The following is an 18,001-nucleotide window of genomic DNA, read 5'->3' as shown; positions in this document are numbered from 1 at the left end:
GAATTACCTGACCGATGAAAGACATCACTAAGCACTTCATACCCTGCCGCATTAATCCAGGCAATCCGATAGCACACCGATATTAAGAGAGTGCGTGCCTGCCAACAAATCTTTTGGCTTGTAATCGATCTCGCCTTCCCGCAGCTCTTTCTCAATCTGATGCCGAGGAAAGGAAAGAGGAGTTGGGCTTAGGACGCTGATATTCACTTCTACGTATGTAGACGTCACCTTCAGAAAAAGGTTCCAACACAACACAAACGCGCCCTTCTCCGGTAAGGAGGAAAGGCGCGGCAATCGTGGCTGCGGTATAATCAACTACGCTTAGCGGCGATAGCGGTGCGATGGATAACGGTCGCGAATACGCACCCGAATTGGATCGGGTTGTACCCGACGCAGCGATGCTAATACGCCACCGGCAATCACGATGAAAGCCGCCAGAAGAAGTAAAGTCATCATACGCGAATCCTTTCCGCTGCGAAATGGGTCAACACCCGCGGGCGCAAGTGTATTGTTTCAGTAGTGAGTAGTATAACGAAAAATTGTTACCACGTCCATACCATTTCGTGGATTTTTAGTATTTTTTCATCTTCGGCCCCAGTGGCTGTCTTGTCATTGATGGAGGTACTATGCTTGATCCTGTGGCAATTCGCGCCGGCTTGGCCTCGGAAGCCATGCTTCCGGTCACCATCCACTGCTACGATCAGGTCGGATCGACGATGGATGTAGCCCGTACAGCGATCCAATCTTTGCCACCGGCGGCGTTACCGGTCTTGGTTGTTGCCGAGGAGCAAACCGCCGGTCGCGGTCGGCTTGGGCGGCGTTGGTTTGCCCCGCCGGGAAGTGCCCTGCTCTTTTCTCTGGGTCTCTATCCACCTCCCATCGCTACGACCACTCCGACTGCATTGATCTGGATGGCGGCGGTTGCCCTGATCGAAGCGATTGAACGTGAGACGCCATTACGTGTCGGATTGAAATGGCCTAATGATGTACTCGTCCAGACTGCGACCGGTTGGGCCAAGACAGCCGGTATTCTGCTTGAAGGTGGTTGGGATAAAAATCGGCTGGTATGGGCAATTATCGGCTGTGGGGTCAATATCAGCGCGGCTCCTGATCCAGAGGTTACACGCTATCCGGCAACTGCACTGGCGATTGCGGCGGCAACACCCATTGATCGCCTTCAATTTTTACAGACACTGCTTCAGCGCTACGATTACTGGTTTCGTCAACTTCAGGCTGGTGATAGCGAATTCTTGTGGCAAACCTGGCGGAACCGTTTATTGACTCTGGGCCAGGTAGTCCAGATCACTACTGTGACCGATATCATTTGCGGTGAAGCGATTGATGTTGATCGCAATGGTTCATTGATCGTGCGTGATGGCAGTGGTGCATTACGCTGGATCGAGAGTGGTGATGTTGGTATCATCGGCGATCATGCGAGTGATGTGTGACAACTCCCTGGTATCAGAGGTTTTTCAGCCGAGTATCATTGTGTCTTGTCTTCAAGAAGTAACAATGATATGGTATAGTAGCAAGCGATGCAAAATACAACAGCAAAGATGCCTGATTTCGATCCATGACGATCATCGTGCAGGGCACTAAAAATCTAATCCTGTGGGACAGCTCTGCCCCGACCTCGGCAAAGGGCATCTGAAATACGGAGTAGGAGGTTATGATAGTTTCGCCCAGACGGATTTTGAGCGGTGCCATATTTATTGCAAGCCTGATCGCTGTCGCCGCGCTGCTACGAATCGGGCTTGAATGGCGTCAGGTTATAGCAGATGTTAATGCGATGATTGTCACCCCGGCTACACTGCCCACCGAACCGGTTGTTACTCCCACCCCACAACCTGCCGTTGCTGAGGAGGTTTTTGGTCCACCCCCGGCGCCTTTCGCTGGGCAACCGACTGCATCTCCGGCATCAAACTCTGCACCGGCAGCCACTGCAACTGCCGAGGCTCTTCAGCTTAGCCGATCAGAATTGAACATTCTCTTATTGGGAACTGATGCCCGCCCTGATGAAAATGGCCCGACACGCACCGATGCGATCGTGCTTGTCCATGTTGCTCGTGATACCGGCCGTGTCAGTATGCTCTCTATTCCACGCGATCTCTGGGTGAGCTATCCTACCGGCGGTGAAGGTCGGATCAACGCAGCGTATGCGGTCGGCGAACATCGGTTTGGCCCAGGCGGTGGTGCAGCCCTGGCCAAATCAACGGTGAGTAAGCTGCTGGGGATTCCAGTTGATTATTTCATCCTGATCAATTTTGAAGGTTTCAAGAAGATTATCGACATTATCGGCGGAATCGAGATTGATGTACCAAAACCAATTTACGATCCGGCCTATCCAACAGATGACTACCGCACGATCGAAGTGTCGTTTGCAGCCGGGCGACAATGGATGGACAGTGAGCGTGCGCTGATCTATGCCCGTACTCGCCATGCGGATAGCGATTTTGGTCGCAACCAGCGTCAACAACAGGTATTGATGGCGATTTTTCAACGAGTTCGTGAGCGAGGCTTATTACAACAACTCACCAGTCTCGACGATTATACCGGTGCGCTTCGTGGGTATGTACTAACCGACCTTAATTACCGTATGATGCTCGAACTGGCCAGTTTTGCCCGCACGATTGACACGCAACAGATTTTGCGCTACGCCATCGATTCATCATCAATCGTCGAACTTGATGGTAATGCAACGTTTAGCGTTCGTCCACAGGCATTACGTCGCATTGTCGCACAATTTACTGGCGAAGCGGTCTCAACTGCCGGTGGCGAATAATTGAAATCCGTGACCGAAACATCTGCAAGTAGCAGCGTATTTCGTAGCATCGCCCTGGCCGCATTGCTCATCAGTCTGGGCAATATTACCAGTAGGGTACTGGGTTTAGTCCGCGAACCAATTATCGCTGCCTATTTTAGCCGTGGGTTGGCCGTTGATGCATTTACGCTGGCCTGGACACTCCCTAATGCGCTCTATGAGCTGCTTATTAGCGGCGCAGTCAGTGCGGCGCTGGTGCCGGTGTTTAGTGAATATGCTGAGCGCGACCGGGATGAGTTTTGGTATGTTGCTTCGACCATTATCACCCTTGCCTGTACCATTTTGGTAATAGCAAGTGCATTGCTGGCGTGGCAGGCGCCACTGGCGCTTGCTGTGGTAACGCGACCAACCGAATCGGCGTTGCGGGCCGAAGCAGCAGCACTGATTGGCTGGTTGCTGCCAGCGGTAACGCTCATGGGAGTTTCTGCTATCGTTACGGCAATCTTGCACGCGCAACGTCGCTTTCTGCTGCCAGCCTTTGTCGCGGCTGCCTTCAACGCCGGAATGATTATCGGGACTGTCAGCCTTGCTCCACACATCGGGGTTCATAGTCTGGCGATTGGTACCTTACTGGGAGCAAGCGCTCAACTGCTCATTCAGTGGCCAGGACTACGTGGCGCTCATCTACGGCTCAGCTTTGATCTTCGCCATCCGGCAGTACGTCGTATCTTACGCCTTTATGCGCCTGTCACGTTAGGGATTGGCTTCTCGTTAATCGGTGTCACGATTGATCGCTGGCTGGCATCAGGCTTTCCTGCGGCTATCTCAACGATGCGCTTTGCCACTACCCTGATCCAATTTCCGCTTGGATTGGTTGCCTCGGCAGTAGCGCTTGCCGGCCTGCCAACACTCTCACGCCAGAGTGTGGCTGGCGACGAGACCGCTTTTCGTGATACGCTGGCAATGGCGCTAAAAATTGTGCTGCTATTGATTCTCCCTGCCACGGCTGGACTGGCTGTCCTTAGCCTGCCAATCACATCCATGTTGTTCGAGCGCGGTGCCTTTACCGCCCAGGATAGTGCAATTACCGCATTAGCGTTGTTAGCCTATCTTCCAGGGTTGCCAGCGGCAGCCGTTGATCAAATATTGCTCTTTGCATTTTATGCTCGCAAGAATACCCTGACTCCTAACCTGATCCAGGGCGCAGCCATTCTGTGCTATCTCCTTGTTGCTGTGCCGCTCGCTGAATGGACATCACTCGGCTTTCTGGGTCTGGTGTTAGGCAATTCAGCGCAGTGGATCGGACATGCGGTCATTACCGGCTGGCTTCTGCACCGCCTTGTGCCGCTCAATGGATTACGTCTTGGTGAGGCAACAATAAAAGGTCTACTGACCAGTGGGATTATGGCGCTAATAGTGGGTGGGATCGCTTCGCTATGCGGACAATGGTCACCGCTGATCCAGGTTGCCATCGCGGGGAGTGCCGGTGTACTCGTGTATGTGCTGCTCGCGTTGATCTTACGTATCGAAGCGGCTACCTTTCTATTTCAGATCGTTCGCGGGCGCCTGCGTCGCAGAGGAGTGGCAGGTAGGTGAATGCGGGAATGCTATGACCTGTCAAAGGAGGGCGCAGCACTGCTGCGCCCGTACATCTCTCATGGGTACAATCGCTCTTCGAGCGTGCGCATTCGTTCCACAAAGAGAGATAGGAAACGGGGAGTATCAAATTCAACCACCGCACGGGCGTTTGGCTGCCGACCGCCGCTTAGCATGAAATCCGCAACCGTGAAACCCATCGTCAGTGAACTACAGGTCTCAACGGCAACGTAGACGTCGGTGTAAGTTGCCAGATCAGGGAGAAAGACAAGCGCTAGAGCTGCCGGATCGTTGATTGCACAGCCATCGTAGCCGAAGTACCGGCGATGGAACTCGATATAGAAGCGCGTGGCATCGGCGATGAAGCGACCGATTGGTTTGCCTGGCTGCGCCAACCGATCAACTTCGCTCTCGTGGAGACGCACCAGACGAGTGATATCCCACGGCATAATGACCAGCGGGACACCTGACGAAAAGACGATGTGTGCCGCGTGTGGGTCGGCGTAGACATTAAATTCAGCACGTGGTGTCACATTACCATCAGCGCGCAATGCACTTCCCATCATCACGATTTCACGCAGCGCACCGGCCAGCCGTGGTTCTTTGCGTAGAGCGAGTGCAACGTTCGTTAACGGCCCGACTGCGACCAGCGTTATTTCACCGGGTGCGGCCAGTGCCGTGCGAATGATGAAATCAACAGCGTGTTCACGAGCCGGTTGTAGGCGTGCAGGGGGGAGTTGCGCGTAGCCAAGACCGCGCTGACCATGGGTGTCGTGAGCGGTTGTCAATGGCCGGAGTAACGGGCGATCACAGCCGGCAAACAGCGGTATATGTTGGCCGCCACCCAGCTCTAGCACGGCCAGCCCATTGGCTACTGCTTCGGCCAGTGTACAGTTTCCATGGACGATGCTGAGACCGAGTAATTCTACTTCGGGCGAGGCCAGTGCGAGCAAGATAGCTAAGGCATCATCGATACCGGGATCGGTATCAAGAATAATCCGGCGGGGCGCGTTCATCGAACCTCCTGATAGGGAACAAATAGCGTCAATGATCGTTGATTACTATAGCACAAAGTGAGGAGTGAGCAGTGAGAGTGGGTCTGAACAGTATTGTCTGGGCATGCGGATTGTCGACTCGCGCAGTGAGGTGTGTGGAACCTGAAACCCGATCACTCAGGGAACGCTGCTGTACAGATGAGCGCCATGCACCCACTTGCCGAAAAGCGTGGGCCTCTAGCCCGCATCGTGCGGTGAGCGGATGGAAATCGCCTCCCGCCAGCTCTTCGCCTGCGGAGGTTGGGGGCAGAGTCGGAGCTTCTCTACAGGTGGAATGACTTTCATCCACTCATCTCAAGCGGCAGAGATTGTCGCACGCCGTGCGCTCTTGTACGGCCGGCGCTAGTTCCACCTGCTTGTCTCAGAACCTGCATTGACGCTTTGAGAAGCGCGTGCCATAATGAGCGCAAATGACAACACAGGAGCTGACATGCGGGCCTATCTGGATATTGAAACAACCTACAACGGCATAATGAGTGTGATCGGGATATACCGTCACGACCGCGGAGTTATCCAATTGGTCGGTAGTGGAATCTATGACGTTGCTCTCTATGAAGCCCTCGAATCTATCACTACCATCGTAACCTTCAACGGAAGCAGCTTTGACTTACCGGTGATTAAACGTCAGCTCCAGGCCGATCTTCGCGCTAAGTTCGCTCATCGCGATCTCTTGCCTGAATGTCGTCGTCGAGGACTGCGTGGCGGATTAAAAGGCGTGGAAGAGACGTTGGGAATTCGTCGTGCTTCAAGTGGTCTGACCGGACGTGATGCACCGCGCCTCTGGGCACGCTACGAGGACTATGGCGACCGTGTCGCATTACAAATGCTGCTCGACTATAACCGTGATGATGTTATCAATCTGGCAATGATAGAAGCACTCCTCGACGCCAACAACCTGCCGGTCGCTAATCCGGCTCGCACCGTCAAATTAGGATAGAGCCAGCAAGTGCTTCATTATCGTGTATCTTTGCTAAAAACAATGCAACCACAAATTCTTGACGGCCGCTATCAAATTGAACGACTCTTAGGTGAAGGTGGGATGGCTCGTGTCTACCTGGGGCGTGATCTACGACTGAACCGACCGGTAGCGATAAAAATACCTCATCCCCATCTCATGACCGATCCTGAGTTTCTGGCCCGTTTCCGTCATGAAGCTCATGCAGCCGCGATGGTGAGTCATCCTAACCTGGTCGACGTCTACGACGTAGGGCAAGACGGAAATCAGCACTACATCGTCATGGAATATGTGGCCGGGGTAACACTCAAACAACTGATCAACCGGGAAGCACCGTTTGCTGTTCCACGAGCAGTGCGGATTGCTGAGCAGATTGCACGTGGCCTGCACGCAGCCCATCGCGCCGGATTAATTCATCGTGATATTAAGCCACAAAACATTATTGTTACCGATGAAGGTCAGGTGCGGATTACCGACTTTGGGGTTGCCAAGAGTCGGCTTTCAACGGCCATGACCGAAACCGGCGTGGCGCTAGGCACAGTTGACTACATCGCTCCAGAACAAGCTCAGGGCCGACCGGCAACTCCTCAATCAGACATTTACGCGCTGGGAGTCGTCTTATACGAAATGCTCACTGGGCGTTTACCTTTCACCGGTGATAATCCGGTAGCCGTGGCGATGAAACATATCAGTGAACCACCAACCCCACCACGACGCTACAACCCGCAAATACCACTTGCACTCGAAGCCATTGTGTTGCGCGCACTGGCCAAAGACCCCGCGCAACGGTATGCTAGTGCTCTGGAGCTGGCCGAGGCGTTACAAGCTTATGACCGGTTAGGTTCACAGGTGACGGTAGTAAATCCAGAGATCGCACCATCAGCGCTGGTACGTCCGATCAACCCACCGCGACCGGCGCAAGGTACGGCCAGTCGTCCGGCGCCAGTTCCCAGTCCGCGTCCGGCGACGATGCGCGCCCCCCGTCAAGAAGGAATAGGTTGTGGGATCTTTCTGGTTGGGATGCTCACCCTCGTCGGCGTACTGGCTGTTGTCTTTTTTGTCAGCAGTGGTATGATGACCACTCTTTTCAGTGGTGATCTTCGTCGGCCATCACCGAATGCGCCAGGGAATGTTCAGAGCACCCCTGAAACACCGTCGCCAACGACTGTTGCCACAACTACTGTTCCCAACATTGTCGGACAAAGTGATGGTGAAGCGCGTAGCTTGCTGCAACAGTATCAGCTTATTCCTGCTCCTATTGGTGAATACAACCGCGATGTCCCGCAAGGAATTGTCATTTCGCAGACGCTCGCACCCGGTACGCTGGTAGAGATCAATAGCCCGTTATCCTATACGGTCAGTCTGGGGCCGTTACTGATAGCAGTTCCCGATGTCCGCAATACACGCAGTGACATTGCGCGAAGTCAAATGATCGCTGCCGGTTTTACGGTCAAGATCATTGAAGAACCCAGTCAAACTGTAGATGCCGGTTTTGTGATCAGGCAAACACCAAGTGCGAATTTGCGTATTCCTCAAGGCGATGAGGTAACCCTCTACGTAAGCCTGGGCGATGTCGTGCGTTTTCCCGATGTCATCGGGCTAAGTCGATCTCAGGCTGAATCCATTCTGAATAATACCGCTGGGTTAACTCTCGTCTATGTTGATGTCCAGGGACGCGACCGCCTACCCGACTTCGACAAATACGCACCGAATCAGGTCGTGAGTGCCGCACGCGAAACAAAAGATGGCTATGTCGGAATAAACAACGGCGATTATGTTCCGCGGGGAAGTCGAATCGTCTTGGGGGTAAGGGCAGAGGAATAGAACAGGGAATATTTGAGTACTGGCAGGGGAGGCAATCGCCTCCCACTATGATCACTATCCCGACGCACATCAATCAGTTGTGATCGGTGATAGAGGTACTCTGTAACCGCATCCGCTCGGCCTCGGCCAGCAGTTGCTGTCGTTCACTTACACTGAGCGCCCGATTGGCGAGTTGACGCCATTCTTCGTTGGTGAGCCAGGCCCACTGACCGGCTTCAGTCTTGATCCAACGTGGAGCTTTGGGAGTAGTATAGTAATTGTGTGGCATCATATCTGAAGCACCTCCTTTTTGACTATAAACGTACCAATTGATTATACAGCCATTGGTCACAACCATAATGTAGCGTAGCAAGATTGCGAGTGGCTGAATAAAACTGCATAACGGTTAACAGCCTACTCATCCAACCAGGGATGAATGTTCTTCCAAAATGCGACCATTGCGTAGCTGAAAGACACGGTCAGCCACACCGATCATCTCACGGCTGTGTGTCACCATTAGCAAGGTTTTTCCCACCTGACGGGTCAGGCGGTCGAGCAGATCGAGCACCTGCGCACCGGTATCACTGTCCAGGTTACCGGTTGGCTCATCGGCCAGCACCAGATCGGGGTTATGCACCAATGCCCGAGCGATTGCAACCCGCTGCTGCTCTCCACCGCTGAGGCGATCAGGGTAGGTATTGGCGCGATCGGCTAATCCGACCGCTTCAAGCATCGTAAGAGCTGCTGTACGGGCCGCAGGTCCGCGCTGGCCGTTTAGTTCGAGCGGCAACAGGACATTTTCCAGCGCCGTTAAGGTTGGAGCCAGGTTGTAAAATTGGAATACGAACCCGATGGATCGGCGCCGAAAGAGCGTTCGTTCACGCTCAGATAGTTGATCAAGGCGCTGGTTGGCAACCCAAATTGCACCACTGTCTGGAGCATCGATGCCGCTTACCAGATTGAGCAAGGTGCTCTTACCGCTGCCACTTTTACCGAGCAATACTACCAGTTCACCTGGCTGAATCCGCAGGCTGACGTCTTGCAACACTGTACGCCGACGTTCGCCTTCCAGGTATGACTTGGTTACGTGCTCGCAAGAGATAATAGAGTTGTTAACCGTTTGCATATGTTCTCGCAATCTTTTGCACAGGTTTATGGATATTATACGGCATATTGTCAACCATATGCAATAGCCTGCGCGACACCATTGGGAATTTCAACGGTCTTTCCTGACCCGGCAGCAGCGAGGAGAGCGCGGAATGACGCGTTTACGAACCCTATCCGTAGCGCGTCTTTCCACGTGTTGCTGCCCGTTCCGCCGAGCAGATACGGCCAGACACTGTTCCCTCAATGATCATGCTCGGCATCGTAAAGCCTGGCCGAAATATCCTGCGATAGAAGAAATCAGGAGTAGCGGTTCACGAACTACTCCTCCATGGGCAACGTCGGCTACTCCTGGCGGAGCATGGTGTTACCGTCCCTTACCCGGCGTGATACATCGGTCGGGGCGCAGCGCCTCTGCGCCCATCTATCGTGTTTCATCCGTTGTTAACGATGCACTCAGGCATACTCAAGCCACCCATAACGATCAGGGCGCTCTCCCTGCACAATGCCGAAGAAGGTCTCTTGCACAGCGGCAGTAATCGGCCCACGCCGTCCTGATCCGACCGGAATACGATCCACAGAACGGATAGGTGTGACCTCGGCTGCCGTGCCGGTGAAGAATAGTTCATCGGCTAAGTACAGCATCTCGCGCGGGAGTATCTGCTCGCGCACCTCAACTCCCATATCACGGAGCAGTGTTATCACGGTATCGCGGGTAATTCCGCTTAAGATCGATGAAGTCAACGGCGGTGTATAAACGATCCCATTACGCACCAAAAACAGATTCTCGCCGCTTCCTTCGCTGATATGACCATCTGCATCGAGTGCAATGCCCTCGGCGTAGCCGTTGGTGATGGCTTCCATCTTAATCAACTGCGAATTCATGTAGTTGCCACCAGCCTTGGCTAAGGCCGGCATGGTATTGGGAGCAAAGCGATTCCACGATGAAATGCAGACATCAACACCTTGTTCCATCGCTTCGGCGCCGAGATATTTCCCCCATTCAATTGTGGCAATCGCCACTTCCACCGGGTTGTTGAGCGGGTTTAACCCGATCTCGCCGTAACCGCGGAAGACGACCGGACGAATGTAGCCTGAGCGTAACCGATTGGCGCGAACCGTCTCTTTCACGGCGGCCACCAACTGGTCAAGTGTGTACGGGATCACTGTGCGATAGATCTTTGCCGAATCGATCAATCGCTGCATGTGCGGCGTTAGGCGAAAAATAGCCGGCCCTTGCGGCGTTTCGTAGCAACGAATACCTTCAAAAAAGCTGGTACCGTAGTGGATAACGTGGGCCATCACGTGGACAGTGGCTTTGTCCCACTCTACCAGCTCACCGTTGAACCAGATGTAGTCCATTTTTTGGATCGGCATTGACCTACTCCTTTTGGTACATGAGCCATCTCACATACACCGCTACCTGTATTGAGAAAAAGCGAAATAGCTTCTAGAGCGCGTGTTCCTCTTCTGACCCTGTTTACTTCTCTGATGAGAAGAAACAAAGGTATTCAGGTGAAAAAATACGGAGATGTTCAGCCATCCCCGTAAGGCCAAGGGTTAGCCATCTGTCGCCCGTTGCCAACGTAACAACACCTCACGAGCCGCCCGTGCCGCTTTCGCCCGATGACTGATCTGATTTTTGCGCTCGGCACTTAGCTCGGCCAGTGTTGCATCTTCATCGAGAACATAAAAGATCGGATCGTAGCCAAAGCCACCAGTTCCACGAGGTGTAAACTCGATCACACCAGGAAGAGTGCCTTCAACAAGTTCGGTTGGGTATTCAGGATGGGCCAACGCAATGACGCATACAAAGCGTGCGAGTCGTTGATGCCAGGGAATATCACGCATTTGATCGAGCAGGTACTGTAATTGTGCCGCCCCAGAAAGACCGCCATACCGCGCTGAATGGATGCCAGGCGCACCACCGAGTGCTGCTACTTCGAGACCACTATCGTCGGCTAACGTCGGTAAGCCGCTAAGTGACCGATACCCTTCGGCCTTCAGACGCGCATTTTCGGCGAAGGTCTGTCCGGTCTCTTCTACCACGGTTTGAATGCCTACATCGGCCAGCGAATAGAGACGCAGGTTAAGGTCGGCAAATATGTCGGCAAATTCGCGTAATTTACCCGGATTATGGGTAGCGATAAGTAGTTCGCGCATAGGTCTAACACAAGCCGATTTGTTCCCAACAAAGTTGTGTGCCATTGTACACGAAGGTACAGGCGTGAGCAACTTTTGATGATTCCTGACCAGCTCTATCTCAACGCAGCGCGGGTGTCTTACCCTCGTTCATTCCACGATGACAGACTTCTTGCCGAGTCTACATACGTCTTTTTCTTCTCTTGACACGGAAGAGTTCCTGTGGAATACTGCAAGGGATTGCTAAGATTTGTATAGATTTGTAAGGGAAGAGAAATGCTACAAACAAGTGGTCTCTGGTTAGCCATCGCGACCTTTCTTAGCATCTGGTGGGGGCACGTTGGAGTACGCTGGTTAGAGGCGAAATGTGCCAACATTCGGCCACCAATGTTTATTCTGATCGCTGCGGGTTTCGGATTGAACATTGCAGCACTCTTTGCACCGAATGTAACAATCGGTGGCGTATGTAGTGTGGTAGGTATGGCATTGTGGTGGGATGCCTTCGAGCTGGTACGCCAGGATCGACGAGTACGCCATGGCCATGCACCGGCCAACCCTCATAACCCGCGTCATGCCCGGTATCTGGCCGAAGGACGGGCGACGCTTCACGACCCACTTGATCGCGAGCCGAGCGATGTACCATTGATAACTCAACAATCGGTACGAGATCGCGAACCGGAAGTTGCCTGATACCGTAATAGCTCCTATCGTGAATTGAAATGCTAGTGAGGGAACGTTATGTCGTGGGAAGGAATTGCCATTGGTCTGTTCAGCCTGGGAATCATTGGGTTTGGGTTTTTCTGGGTCATTCGGATGGAATACTACCTCGGATACCTCTGGTGGCCATACCCAATGTTGTTTGGAATCGGTATTGTTGTGCTATCGCTCTTTGTCGCTGACGCAGGATGGTCGGCGTTGTTAGGGGTGACCGGTGCCTCTTTCATCTGGGGTGCGACCGAGCTGAAGGAGCAGGCAGTTCGGGCGGAATTGGGGTGGTTTCCACGTAATCCGAATCCAAAGCCGCTACCGCCGTTTGTTGAACTCATTCGGAAGATCAAGGCGCCGCACCTCTAGGAGAGTACCTTACAAGACAAGCTGGCTGTCCGAGCTGCCGATGTGTCTGGTGGGAAGTGGTAGCACTGGCGATATGTTCGTTGGGGTAGGTTTTCAACCTGCCCCGACTTTTGTTGTCGTTTAGTGCCTATCCGAATAACCGTCTCACGGTGCAATAGATGCAACCCATCAATGGAAGGACGGGCGCAGCAGTGCTGTGCCCCGACTGATCTGCTGCTGCAACAGAATGTGTCGGATAGGCGCTCTGTGATCGTCGTCGTGGATACCGGTAGGGGTGAGGCGGCGCCTTACCCCTCCTCGTGAATCTCGTGCACCGCATTACATCCATCGCCGAGGTTTATCCGTCGTGATGTTTCGGATAGGCGCTCAACTGCATAATAACAGTCGTTAAACCAGCCGCACCAGCGTCACCGATGAACGCAGCGTAAAGCCGAGCCCCCGTACCGGACAGAGAAGGGTTGGCTCGTCGGGATTTTCCTCGATCTTCTGCCGGATGCGATACACCCGCCCCTTCACCATTTCACGAGCTTCATCGTGGCTAATGTCTTGGATATACAACATCTGAGCCAACAATTGAAACGACAACATCTGTTGCGGTGCTCGTGCAATGCGCTCCAGGATTTCTACTTCATCGTCACTGAGTTTAATCACATCGCCCCCAATGGTGATACACGATTGATGGGCATCAATCATAATCGGTGGCCGGACGGCGTATGAGCGTAATGATGAGGTCTCGGCCAGACGCTTGCCGGTGTGCGATGGAGCGCGGTACCAGCGGTGGTGGATCCGCTGCAACACATGACGTACATTCCTGGATGATAATGGCGGGGGCATATATTCAACCATTGCAGGTCGCCGCAACGCTACTTCAAAGCCGCGACCGTACAAAACTGAAACCATTTCCGGTCGTTTCATCGAAAAATGTTCCAAAATATCACAATTCAAGAAGGGGGATACGCTCAAATTAAAGAAGAAAAGGTCAAAAGCACCACGTTCCAAATAATCACGTGCAGCATACAGATCATCGGTTGCCAAAACGGCCCAATGTGAGCGGTTCAGCTCAGCTACTATCGCCTTACGCAGCCGATTATCGCGCTCAACGAGGAGTGCAGTACCCGTCAACATGATGAATATCCTATCGTCAGAACAGCCCAGTGTCGCCGATTATACGACTTTACCATACCGAAGAGCAATCACCCATTACTCCTACCAATCTATAGTACTAGTCTGTATATCGTGAACATGTTTCTGATACTATATGCGAAACAACAATACTTTCTACCAATTTCATAATATTTATGTTTCGTATAATAAAATTCGATGAAGGGTACCGATTTTTGTCATAAAAGCCTGGATGGGAGTATTATGGATTCCGTTTCGATTCGGCATCACTTGTCCGGTGGTATAATACGGTTATGGCAAAGACACGTACCGTTTTCGTCTGCCAACAATGTGGCGCCCAGCAAACACGCTGGATGGGAAAATGCCCTGAATGTGGCGCATGGGATAGTCTGGTCGAGCAGCTCGTCATTCCACCTCGAGCTACCGGTGGCGGACGAGCATCTTCTACCGGACAGAATCAACCTGTCCGTCTGCGTGATGTGCCCCTGACCGATTTCCAACGCCTCCCGGTCTACGCCGATGAGTTCGCCCGTGTTCTCGGCGGTGGGCTTGTACCTGGTTCGGTCGTGCTGATCGGTGGTGATCCTGGCGTGGGAAAGTCAACGCTCCTCGGTCAGGTTGCCGCGCACTTCGCGGCTAGTGTCGGGCCGGCGCTTTATGTGAGCGCAGAAGAATCGGCGCAACAGATCAGGCTGCGCGCTGAACGACTCGGCCTTCACGCCGATGACCTTTTTCTCCTGGCTGAGACGTCGCTTGATCTGATCATTGAGCACATCCGCAATTTACGCCCCCGGCTCGCGATTGTAGACTCGATCCAGACGGTATACCTCCCTGAGTTAACCAGCGCTGCCGGGAGTGTTTCCCAGGTACGCGAAGGGGCCTTGCGTCTAATGCAACTGGCGAAGGAGACCGCTATTCCCATTGTCCTGGTTGGTCACGTGACCAAAGAGGGGGCAATTGCCGGTCCCCGTGTGCTCGAACATATCGTTGATGTTGTGTTGTATCTTGAAGGGGATCGCTTCCACCAGTTTCGGCTCCTGCGTGGTGTAAAAAATCGCTTCGGTAGCACCAATGAAGTTGGAGTATTTGAAATGACCGGTGACGGCTTGCGCGAGGTTCGTAATCCTTCTCAAGTCTTTCTCGCTGAGCGCAATACCCAAAGTCCTGGTTCGACAGTTGCAGTAACTCTGGAGGGCACCCGTCCATTACTGGTTGAAGTGCAGGCGCTGACATCACATTCCGGGAATGCTCAACCACGACGGACGACCAACGGTTTTGATCTTAATCGACTGCTGATGCTTACCGCCGTCCTCGCGAAGCGGGTTGGTATTCCACTCTTTAATCAGGATTTGTATGTCAATATCGTCGGCGGTCTGCGGATCAGCGAACCGGCAGCCGATCTTGCGGTAGCGCTGGCTATTGCCTCATCGTACCGTAATCAGCGCATTGACCCCGACATCGTCTGTCTTGGCGAGATAGGGTTGTCGGGTGAATTACGTAGTGTCAGTCAGCTTGAACGTCGGCTGAGTGAAGCGGTAAAGCTGGGTTTTCGACGTGCAATTGTGCCAGCACACTTTACGCTCGAAGCACCAACTGGTCTGCGCATCACACCAGTACGGTCTCTATCTGAAGCCGTTGAACTCCTCACCCGCAAAACGACACCTTCCTCTACGCTGGACATTGATGAAGGGTGAGATATGAGACTAGGTCTCGATCTTCTGGTGCGCTTGTTTGGCTTTGGCTGGATGGCCTATCTTGGTTTCTGGATCGGTCGCTCGCTCTCAGGGCCAAATCCAACGGTTGAACAGACTCAAGCGACTCTGTTGCTGGCGCTTGCCGGTGGCGGCCTGGGGCTGATCCTTGCGCCACGGGTCATTGTTGATCCACTGCGCTCTCTTTTCCGCCAGGCACGCACTATTCCTCTCTATGAAGTTATTCTAGTCGTCCTAGGTGTTGTGTTCGGTAGTTTTATCGGCGCATTGCTTACCGTACCATTGAATACGCTACCTGCGCCGTATCGAAACCTGTTACCCACCATCGTCACTGCAATTCTGATCTACTTTAGTGCATCGCTCCTGTATTTACGAAAACGCGAATTTGTCGAACTCGTCAATCGTTGGCAACAACAGCGAACGTCAGCGTCAACTATAACGGCAGTCCCTTCTGAATCGCCTCCGTCATCACCACCTGAGCGACGCTATCTTATCGATACTAGTGCGATTATCGATGGTCGGATCGCAGCCGTGGCACGTACCGGTTTTATTGAAGGAACACTCCTCATCCCTTCATTCGTCTTAACCGAATTGCAAATGCTGGCCGACTCGAACGATGATTTACGGCGCCAGAAAGGACGGCGCGGCCTTGATTTACTGAACCAGATGCAACAATCTTCGCCCCTACCCATCGAGATTGTTCACTATGATCTCCCTGACGCACTTCGTGTTGACGATAAATTGATCGAGCTGGCCCGTCGGCATCGCTGCCCGATCATTACGAACGATTACAATCTCCATCGCGTAGCCGGTTTGCAAGGGGTAACCGTGCTGAGCATCAATCAATTGAGCGATGCCCTGCGTCCGCCAGTGGCGCAGGATCAACGATTGCAGATTCTGATCCGTAACGAAGGTAACGCCCGTCAGCAGGGAGTTGGGTTTCTTGATGATGGAACACCGGTGATCGTCGAGAATGCGCGGCATCTGATTGGACAGACGATTGAGGTCGTGGTAACCCGGATTCATCAGACGCAAACCGGTCGTCTGGTCTTTGCAGTTCCTGTTGAGGAAACGTAATGCGTGCAGTTATTCAACGTGTCAGTGAAGCATCAGTAACGGTCGATGGTCACATTGTGGGCGCAATTGGTCGTGGGTTATTGATTCTCCTTGGCGTGAGCCATACCGATACAGCAACCGATGCGATACTGCTGGCCGCTAAAATTGCGCAACTCCGCATTTTTAGCGACCAGGAGGGAAAATTCAATCTCTCCTTGCTTGATGTTGGTGGTGAGGCATTAGTTGTATCGCAGTTCACCCTTTACGCTGACACCCGCAAGGGTCGCCGACCCAGTTTTACGGCTGCGGCCCGTCCTGAACTTGCCGCGCCGCTTGTGGATGCCTTTGTTGATGCTTTACGCACCCATAACATCCGTGTTGCGACTGGTGTCTTTGGGGCTATGATGCAGGTTGCCTTGATCAATGATGGCCCGGTAACCCTGGTCATTGATAGTGGAGACCTCCAAATGCCGCGCCGCGCCCGATCATCGAGCTAGGCAGGAGTCTGTATCTTTCCCTGTCGGCAGTGATGATCTCGTTCAAACCGACCCACAATCAAATGTACGGTCACATATCGTTAAGCGCCATCGGGTATAATTGTGACAGTATGGAATCGATGACGTTTCGCGTCCAGCGTGAAGCAGATGTCTACGTTGCGCTTAGCAGTGGTCGCCGACTCGCTACCGAGCTACAATTCAGTGAGACCGACCGCACGCGCGTTGAAATCTGCATTCTCGAGCTGGCTCACAACTTGATCCGGCATGCCGGTGGCGGCGAAATAGTGCTTACCCGTCTTCAGCGTGACAACACGACCGTGGGGATAGCGGTTGAGGCACGCGATAATGGGCCGGGCATCCCTGATATTGAACTGGCACTCCGCGATGGTTATAGCACGACTCATTCGCTAGGAGCCGGTTTGCCCGGTGTGCGCCGGCTCATGGATGAGTTTGAGATTCGTTCAACCCCAGGGATCGGGACAACCGTCCGTGCAGTGAAGTGGCGATCATTGCGTCAGTGATGAGGAATTATGAAATTTTCGTGGGGAGCAGCTATCCGCCCGAAAGCGGGGCAAAGTGTTAGTGGCGATGCGTATGTCATTCTTCCGTTCGCGGACAACCACCTCTTAGCAGCGGTAATTGACGGGCTTGGCGGTGGAGAAGCGGCTGCCGAAGCTGCGCAGCGTGCAGTGAGTGTTCTTAAACGTCAGCCTACTCTGGAACTAACAGAATTGATGCATCAGGCGGATCGCGCACTTGCCGGTAGTCGTGGCGCAGTGATGGCACTGCTGCGTCTCGATGCCAGAGACCGTTCCGCTGAGTTTGTAGGAGTGGGAAACATTGGTGTGCAAGTCTATAGTGATTTGCTGATCAAGCCAATATCGAAAAACGGAATCGTGGGCTATCGCCTACCACAACTCTTGCGTATGACCTATACTTACAATTCGGGTGACATCTTCGTTTTATATAGTGATGGGATTTCGAGTCGATTCACAACCGAGCAATCACCCGATCTCTATCAGCCACCGCAGCAGATTGCCGACGAGATTTTGCAACGCTTCGGTAAGGACAACGACGATGCAACAGTCGTGGTGATCCGCTGCGAATAGCACAGAGCAGATAGT

At 53.1% G+C, this 18,001-nt stretch carries 19 protein-coding genes; 12 read left to right on the top strand and 7 right to left on the bottom strand.

Annotation, left to right across the window (positions count from 1 at the left end; translation table 11 throughout):
• Positions 1-321 precede the first annotated feature (321 nt).
• Positions 322-456 (bottom strand): hypothetical protein, encoded by a 135-nt coding sequence (locus QTO31_RS15045; RefSeq protein WP_269077988.1) that lies wholly within the window; start codon positions 454-456, stop codon positions 322-324.
• A gap of 170 nt (positions 457-626) precedes the next feature.
• On the opposite strand from QTO31_RS15045, the gene QTO31_RS15040 reads away from it, so the two are divergent.
• The 3 genes from QTO31_RS15040 to murJ all read left to right on the top strand — a co-directional run bounded on the left by QTO31_RS15040 (position 627) and on the right by murJ (position 4,357).
• Positions 627-1,448: a biotin--[acetyl-CoA-carboxylase] ligase gene (locus tag QTO31_RS15040; protein WP_301429900.1), complete on the top strand. Its 822-nt coding sequence runs from the start codon at positions 627-629 to the stop codon at positions 1,446-1,448.
• Positions 1,449-1,669: 221 nt separating this feature from the next.
• Positions 1,670-2,782 (top strand): LCP family protein, encoded by a 1,113-nt coding sequence (locus QTO31_RS15035; protein ID WP_301429899.1) that lies wholly within the window; start codon positions 1,670-1,672, stop codon positions 2,780-2,782.
• Between the two features lie 9 nt (positions 2,783-2,791).
• Entirely contained in the window at positions 2,792-4,357 is a 1,566-nt protein-coding gene (murJ, locus tag QTO31_RS15030; protein ID WP_031459021.1) for a murein biosynthesis integral membrane protein MurJ, read from the top strand.
• 59 nt (positions 4,358-4,416) lie between these two features.
• Here the strand turns inward: murJ and QTO31_RS15025 are convergent, their stop codons facing one another.
• Entirely contained in the window at positions 4,417-5,373 is a 957-nt protein-coding gene (locus tag QTO31_RS15025) for a nucleoside hydrolase (protein WP_301429897.1), read from the bottom strand.
• A gap of 469 nt (positions 5,374-5,842) precedes the next feature.
• On the opposite strand from QTO31_RS15025, the gene QTO31_RS15020 reads away from it, so the two are divergent.
• Both QTO31_RS15020 and pknB read left to right on the top strand, forming a co-directional pair.
• Positions 5,843-6,349, top strand: a complete 507-nt coding sequence (locus QTO31_RS15020; RefSeq protein ID WP_301429895.1) for a ribonuclease H-like domain-containing protein — start codon at positions 5,843-5,845, stop codon at positions 6,347-6,349.
• A gap of 42 nt (positions 6,350-6,391) precedes the next feature.
• Positions 6,392-8,191, top strand: a complete 1,800-nt coding sequence (pknB, locus tag QTO31_RS15015) for a Stk1 family PASTA domain-containing Ser/Thr kinase (protein WP_301429894.1) — start codon at positions 6,392-6,394, stop codon at positions 8,189-8,191.
• A gap of 73 nt (positions 8,192-8,264) precedes the next feature.
• On the opposite strand, the gene QTO31_RS15010 is transcribed toward pknB, so the two are convergent.
• From QTO31_RS15010 to rdgB, 4 genes are all read right to left on the bottom strand, one after another.
• Positions 8,265-8,462, bottom strand: coding sequence for a hypothetical protein (locus QTO31_RS15010; RefSeq protein ID WP_031459025.1), 198 nt, complete (start codon positions 8,460-8,462; stop codon positions 8,265-8,267).
• A gap of 126 nt (positions 8,463-8,588) precedes the next feature.
• Entirely contained in the window at positions 8,589-9,296 is a 708-nt protein-coding gene (locus QTO31_RS15005) for an ABC transporter ATP-binding protein (RefSeq protein WP_031459026.1), read from the bottom strand.
• Positions 9,297-9,730: 434 nt separating this feature from the next.
• The gene (locus QTO31_RS15000; RefSeq protein ID WP_301429893.1) at positions 9,731-10,651 is read right to left on the bottom strand and encodes a branched-chain amino acid transaminase; all 921 of its coding nucleotides are present in this window, start codon (positions 10,649-10,651) and stop codon (positions 9,731-9,733) included.
• Positions 10,652-10,834: 183 nt separating this feature from the next.
• Positions 10,835-11,437, bottom strand: coding sequence for an RdgB/HAM1 family non-canonical purine NTP pyrophosphatase (gene rdgB / locus QTO31_RS14995; RefSeq protein WP_031459028.1), 603 nt, complete (start codon positions 11,435-11,437; stop codon positions 10,835-10,837).
• 255 nt (positions 11,438-11,692) lie between these two features.
• Between rdgB and QTO31_RS14990 the strand changes: the two genes are divergently transcribed.
• Positions 11,693-12,106: a DUF4491 family protein gene (locus QTO31_RS14990; protein ID WP_301429892.1), complete on the top strand. Its 414-nt coding sequence runs from the start codon at positions 11,693-11,695 to the stop codon at positions 12,104-12,106.
• 48 nt (positions 12,107-12,154) lie between these two features.
• Positions 12,155-12,490 (top strand): DUF4491 family protein, encoded by a 336-nt coding sequence (locus QTO31_RS14985; RefSeq protein ID WP_031459030.1) that lies wholly within the window; start codon positions 12,155-12,157, stop codon positions 12,488-12,490.
• Between the two features lie 387 nt (positions 12,491-12,877).
• On the opposite strand, the gene QTO31_RS14980 is transcribed toward QTO31_RS14985, so the two are convergent.
• Complete coding sequence (locus QTO31_RS14980) at positions 12,878-13,615, bottom strand: winged helix-turn-helix domain-containing protein (RefSeq protein WP_031459031.1); 738 nt, start codon at positions 13,613-13,615, stop codon at positions 12,878-12,880.
• 290 nt (positions 13,616-13,905) lie between these two features.
• On the opposite strand from QTO31_RS14980, the gene radA reads away from it, so the two are divergent.
• The 5 genes from radA (at position 13,906) to QTO31_RS14955 (ending at position 17,986) form a co-directional block, all read left to right on the top strand.
• Positions 13,906-15,306, top strand: a complete 1,401-nt coding sequence (gene radA / locus QTO31_RS14975; protein WP_031459032.1) for a DNA repair protein RadA — start codon at positions 13,906-13,908, stop codon at positions 15,304-15,306.
• A 3-nt stretch (positions 15,307-15,309) separates the two neighbouring features.
• On the top strand, positions 15,310-16,401 hold the full coding sequence (locus tag QTO31_RS14970) for a PIN/TRAM domain-containing protein (protein ID WP_031459033.1): 1,092 nt from the start codon (positions 15,310-15,312) through the stop codon (positions 16,399-16,401).
• On the top strand, positions 16,401-16,877 hold the full coding sequence (dtd, locus tag QTO31_RS14965; protein ID WP_031459034.1) for a D-aminoacyl-tRNA deacylase: 477 nt from the start codon (positions 16,401-16,403) through the stop codon (positions 16,875-16,877). Before QTO31_RS14970 ends, dtd begins: the two co-directional genes overlap by 1 nt.
• Positions 16,878-16,987: 110 nt before the next feature.
• Positions 16,988-17,398, top strand: a complete 411-nt coding sequence (locus QTO31_RS14960; RefSeq protein ID WP_031459035.1) for an anti-sigma regulatory factor — start codon at positions 16,988-16,990, stop codon at positions 17,396-17,398.
• Between the two features lie 9 nt (positions 17,399-17,407).
• A complete protein-coding gene (locus QTO31_RS14955; protein ID WP_031459036.1) occupies positions 17,408-17,986 on the top strand; it encodes a SpoIIE family protein phosphatase in 579 nt (192 codons plus the stop codon).
• Positions 17,987-18,001: the final 15 nt, after the last annotated feature.

Origin of the sequence: Chloroflexus sp. MS-CIW-1 (assembly GCF_030444705.1) — a bacterium.
Taxonomy (GTDB): domain Bacteria; phylum Chloroflexota; class Chloroflexia; order Chloroflexales; family Chloroflexaceae; genus Chloroflexus.
Note: the sequence above shows the minus strand (reverse complement) of the source record. Positions and strands in the feature narration are given on the sequence as shown.

Coding starts and splice junctions, on each gene's coding strand:
- QTO31_RS15000 (WP_301429893.1), bottom strand. CDS start 10,651: ATGCCGATCCAAAAAATGGACTACATCTGGTTCAACGGTGAGCTGGTA.
- QTO31_RS14970 (WP_031459033.1), top strand. CDS start 15,310: ATGAGACTAGGTCTCGATCTTCTGGTGCGCTTGTTTGGCTTTGGCTGG.
- QTO31_RS15010 (WP_031459025.1), bottom strand. CDS start 8,462: ATGATGCCACACAATTACTATACTACTCCCAAAGCTCCACGTTGGATC.
- QTO31_RS15045 (WP_269077988.1), bottom strand. CDS start 456: ATGATGACTTTACTTCTTCTGGCGGCTTTCATCGTGATTGCCGGTGGC.
- QTO31_RS14990 (WP_301429892.1), top strand. CDS start 11,693: ATGCTACAAACAAGTGGTCTCTGGTTAGCCATCGCGACCTTTCTTAGC.
- pknB (WP_301429894.1), top strand. CDS start 6,392: ATGCAACCACAAATTCTTGACGGCCGCTATCAAATTGAACGACTCTTA.
- QTO31_RS15040 (WP_301429900.1), top strand. CDS start 627: ATGCTTGATCCTGTGGCAATTCGCGCCGGCTTGGCCTCGGAAGCCATG.
- QTO31_RS14960 (WP_031459035.1), top strand. CDS start 16,988: ATGGAATCGATGACGTTTCGCGTCCAGCGTGAAGCAGATGTCTACGTT.
- QTO31_RS14955 (WP_031459036.1), top strand. CDS start 17,408: ATGAAATTTTCGTGGGGAGCAGCTATCCGCCCGAAAGCGGGGCAAAGT.
- QTO31_RS15025 (WP_301429897.1), bottom strand. CDS start 5,373: ATGAACGCGCCCCGCCGGATTATTCTTGATACCGATCCCGGTATCGAT.
- QTO31_RS14980 (WP_031459031.1), bottom strand. CDS start 13,615: ATGTTGACGGGTACTGCACTCCTCGTTGAGCGCGATAATCGGCTGCGT.
- QTO31_RS15005 (WP_031459026.1), bottom strand. CDS start 9,296: ATGCAAACGGTTAACAACTCTATTATCTCTTGCGAGCACGTAACCAAG.
- QTO31_RS15020 (WP_301429895.1), top strand. CDS start 5,843: ATGCGGGCCTATCTGGATATTGAAACAACCTACAACGGCATAATGAGT.
- rdgB (WP_031459028.1), bottom strand. CDS start 11,437: ATGCGCGAACTACTTATCGCTACCCATAATCCGGGTAAATTACGCGAA.
- radA (WP_031459032.1), top strand. CDS start 13,906: ATGGCAAAGACACGTACCGTTTTCGTCTGCCAACAATGTGGCGCCCAG.
- dtd (WP_031459034.1), top strand. CDS start 16,401: ATGCGTGCAGTTATTCAACGTGTCAGTGAAGCATCAGTAACGGTCGAT.
- QTO31_RS15035 (WP_301429899.1), top strand. CDS start 1,670: ATGATAGTTTCGCCCAGACGGATTTTGAGCGGTGCCATATTTATTGCA.
- QTO31_RS14985 (WP_031459030.1), top strand. CDS start 12,155: ATGTCGTGGGAAGGAATTGCCATTGGTCTGTTCAGCCTGGGAATCATT.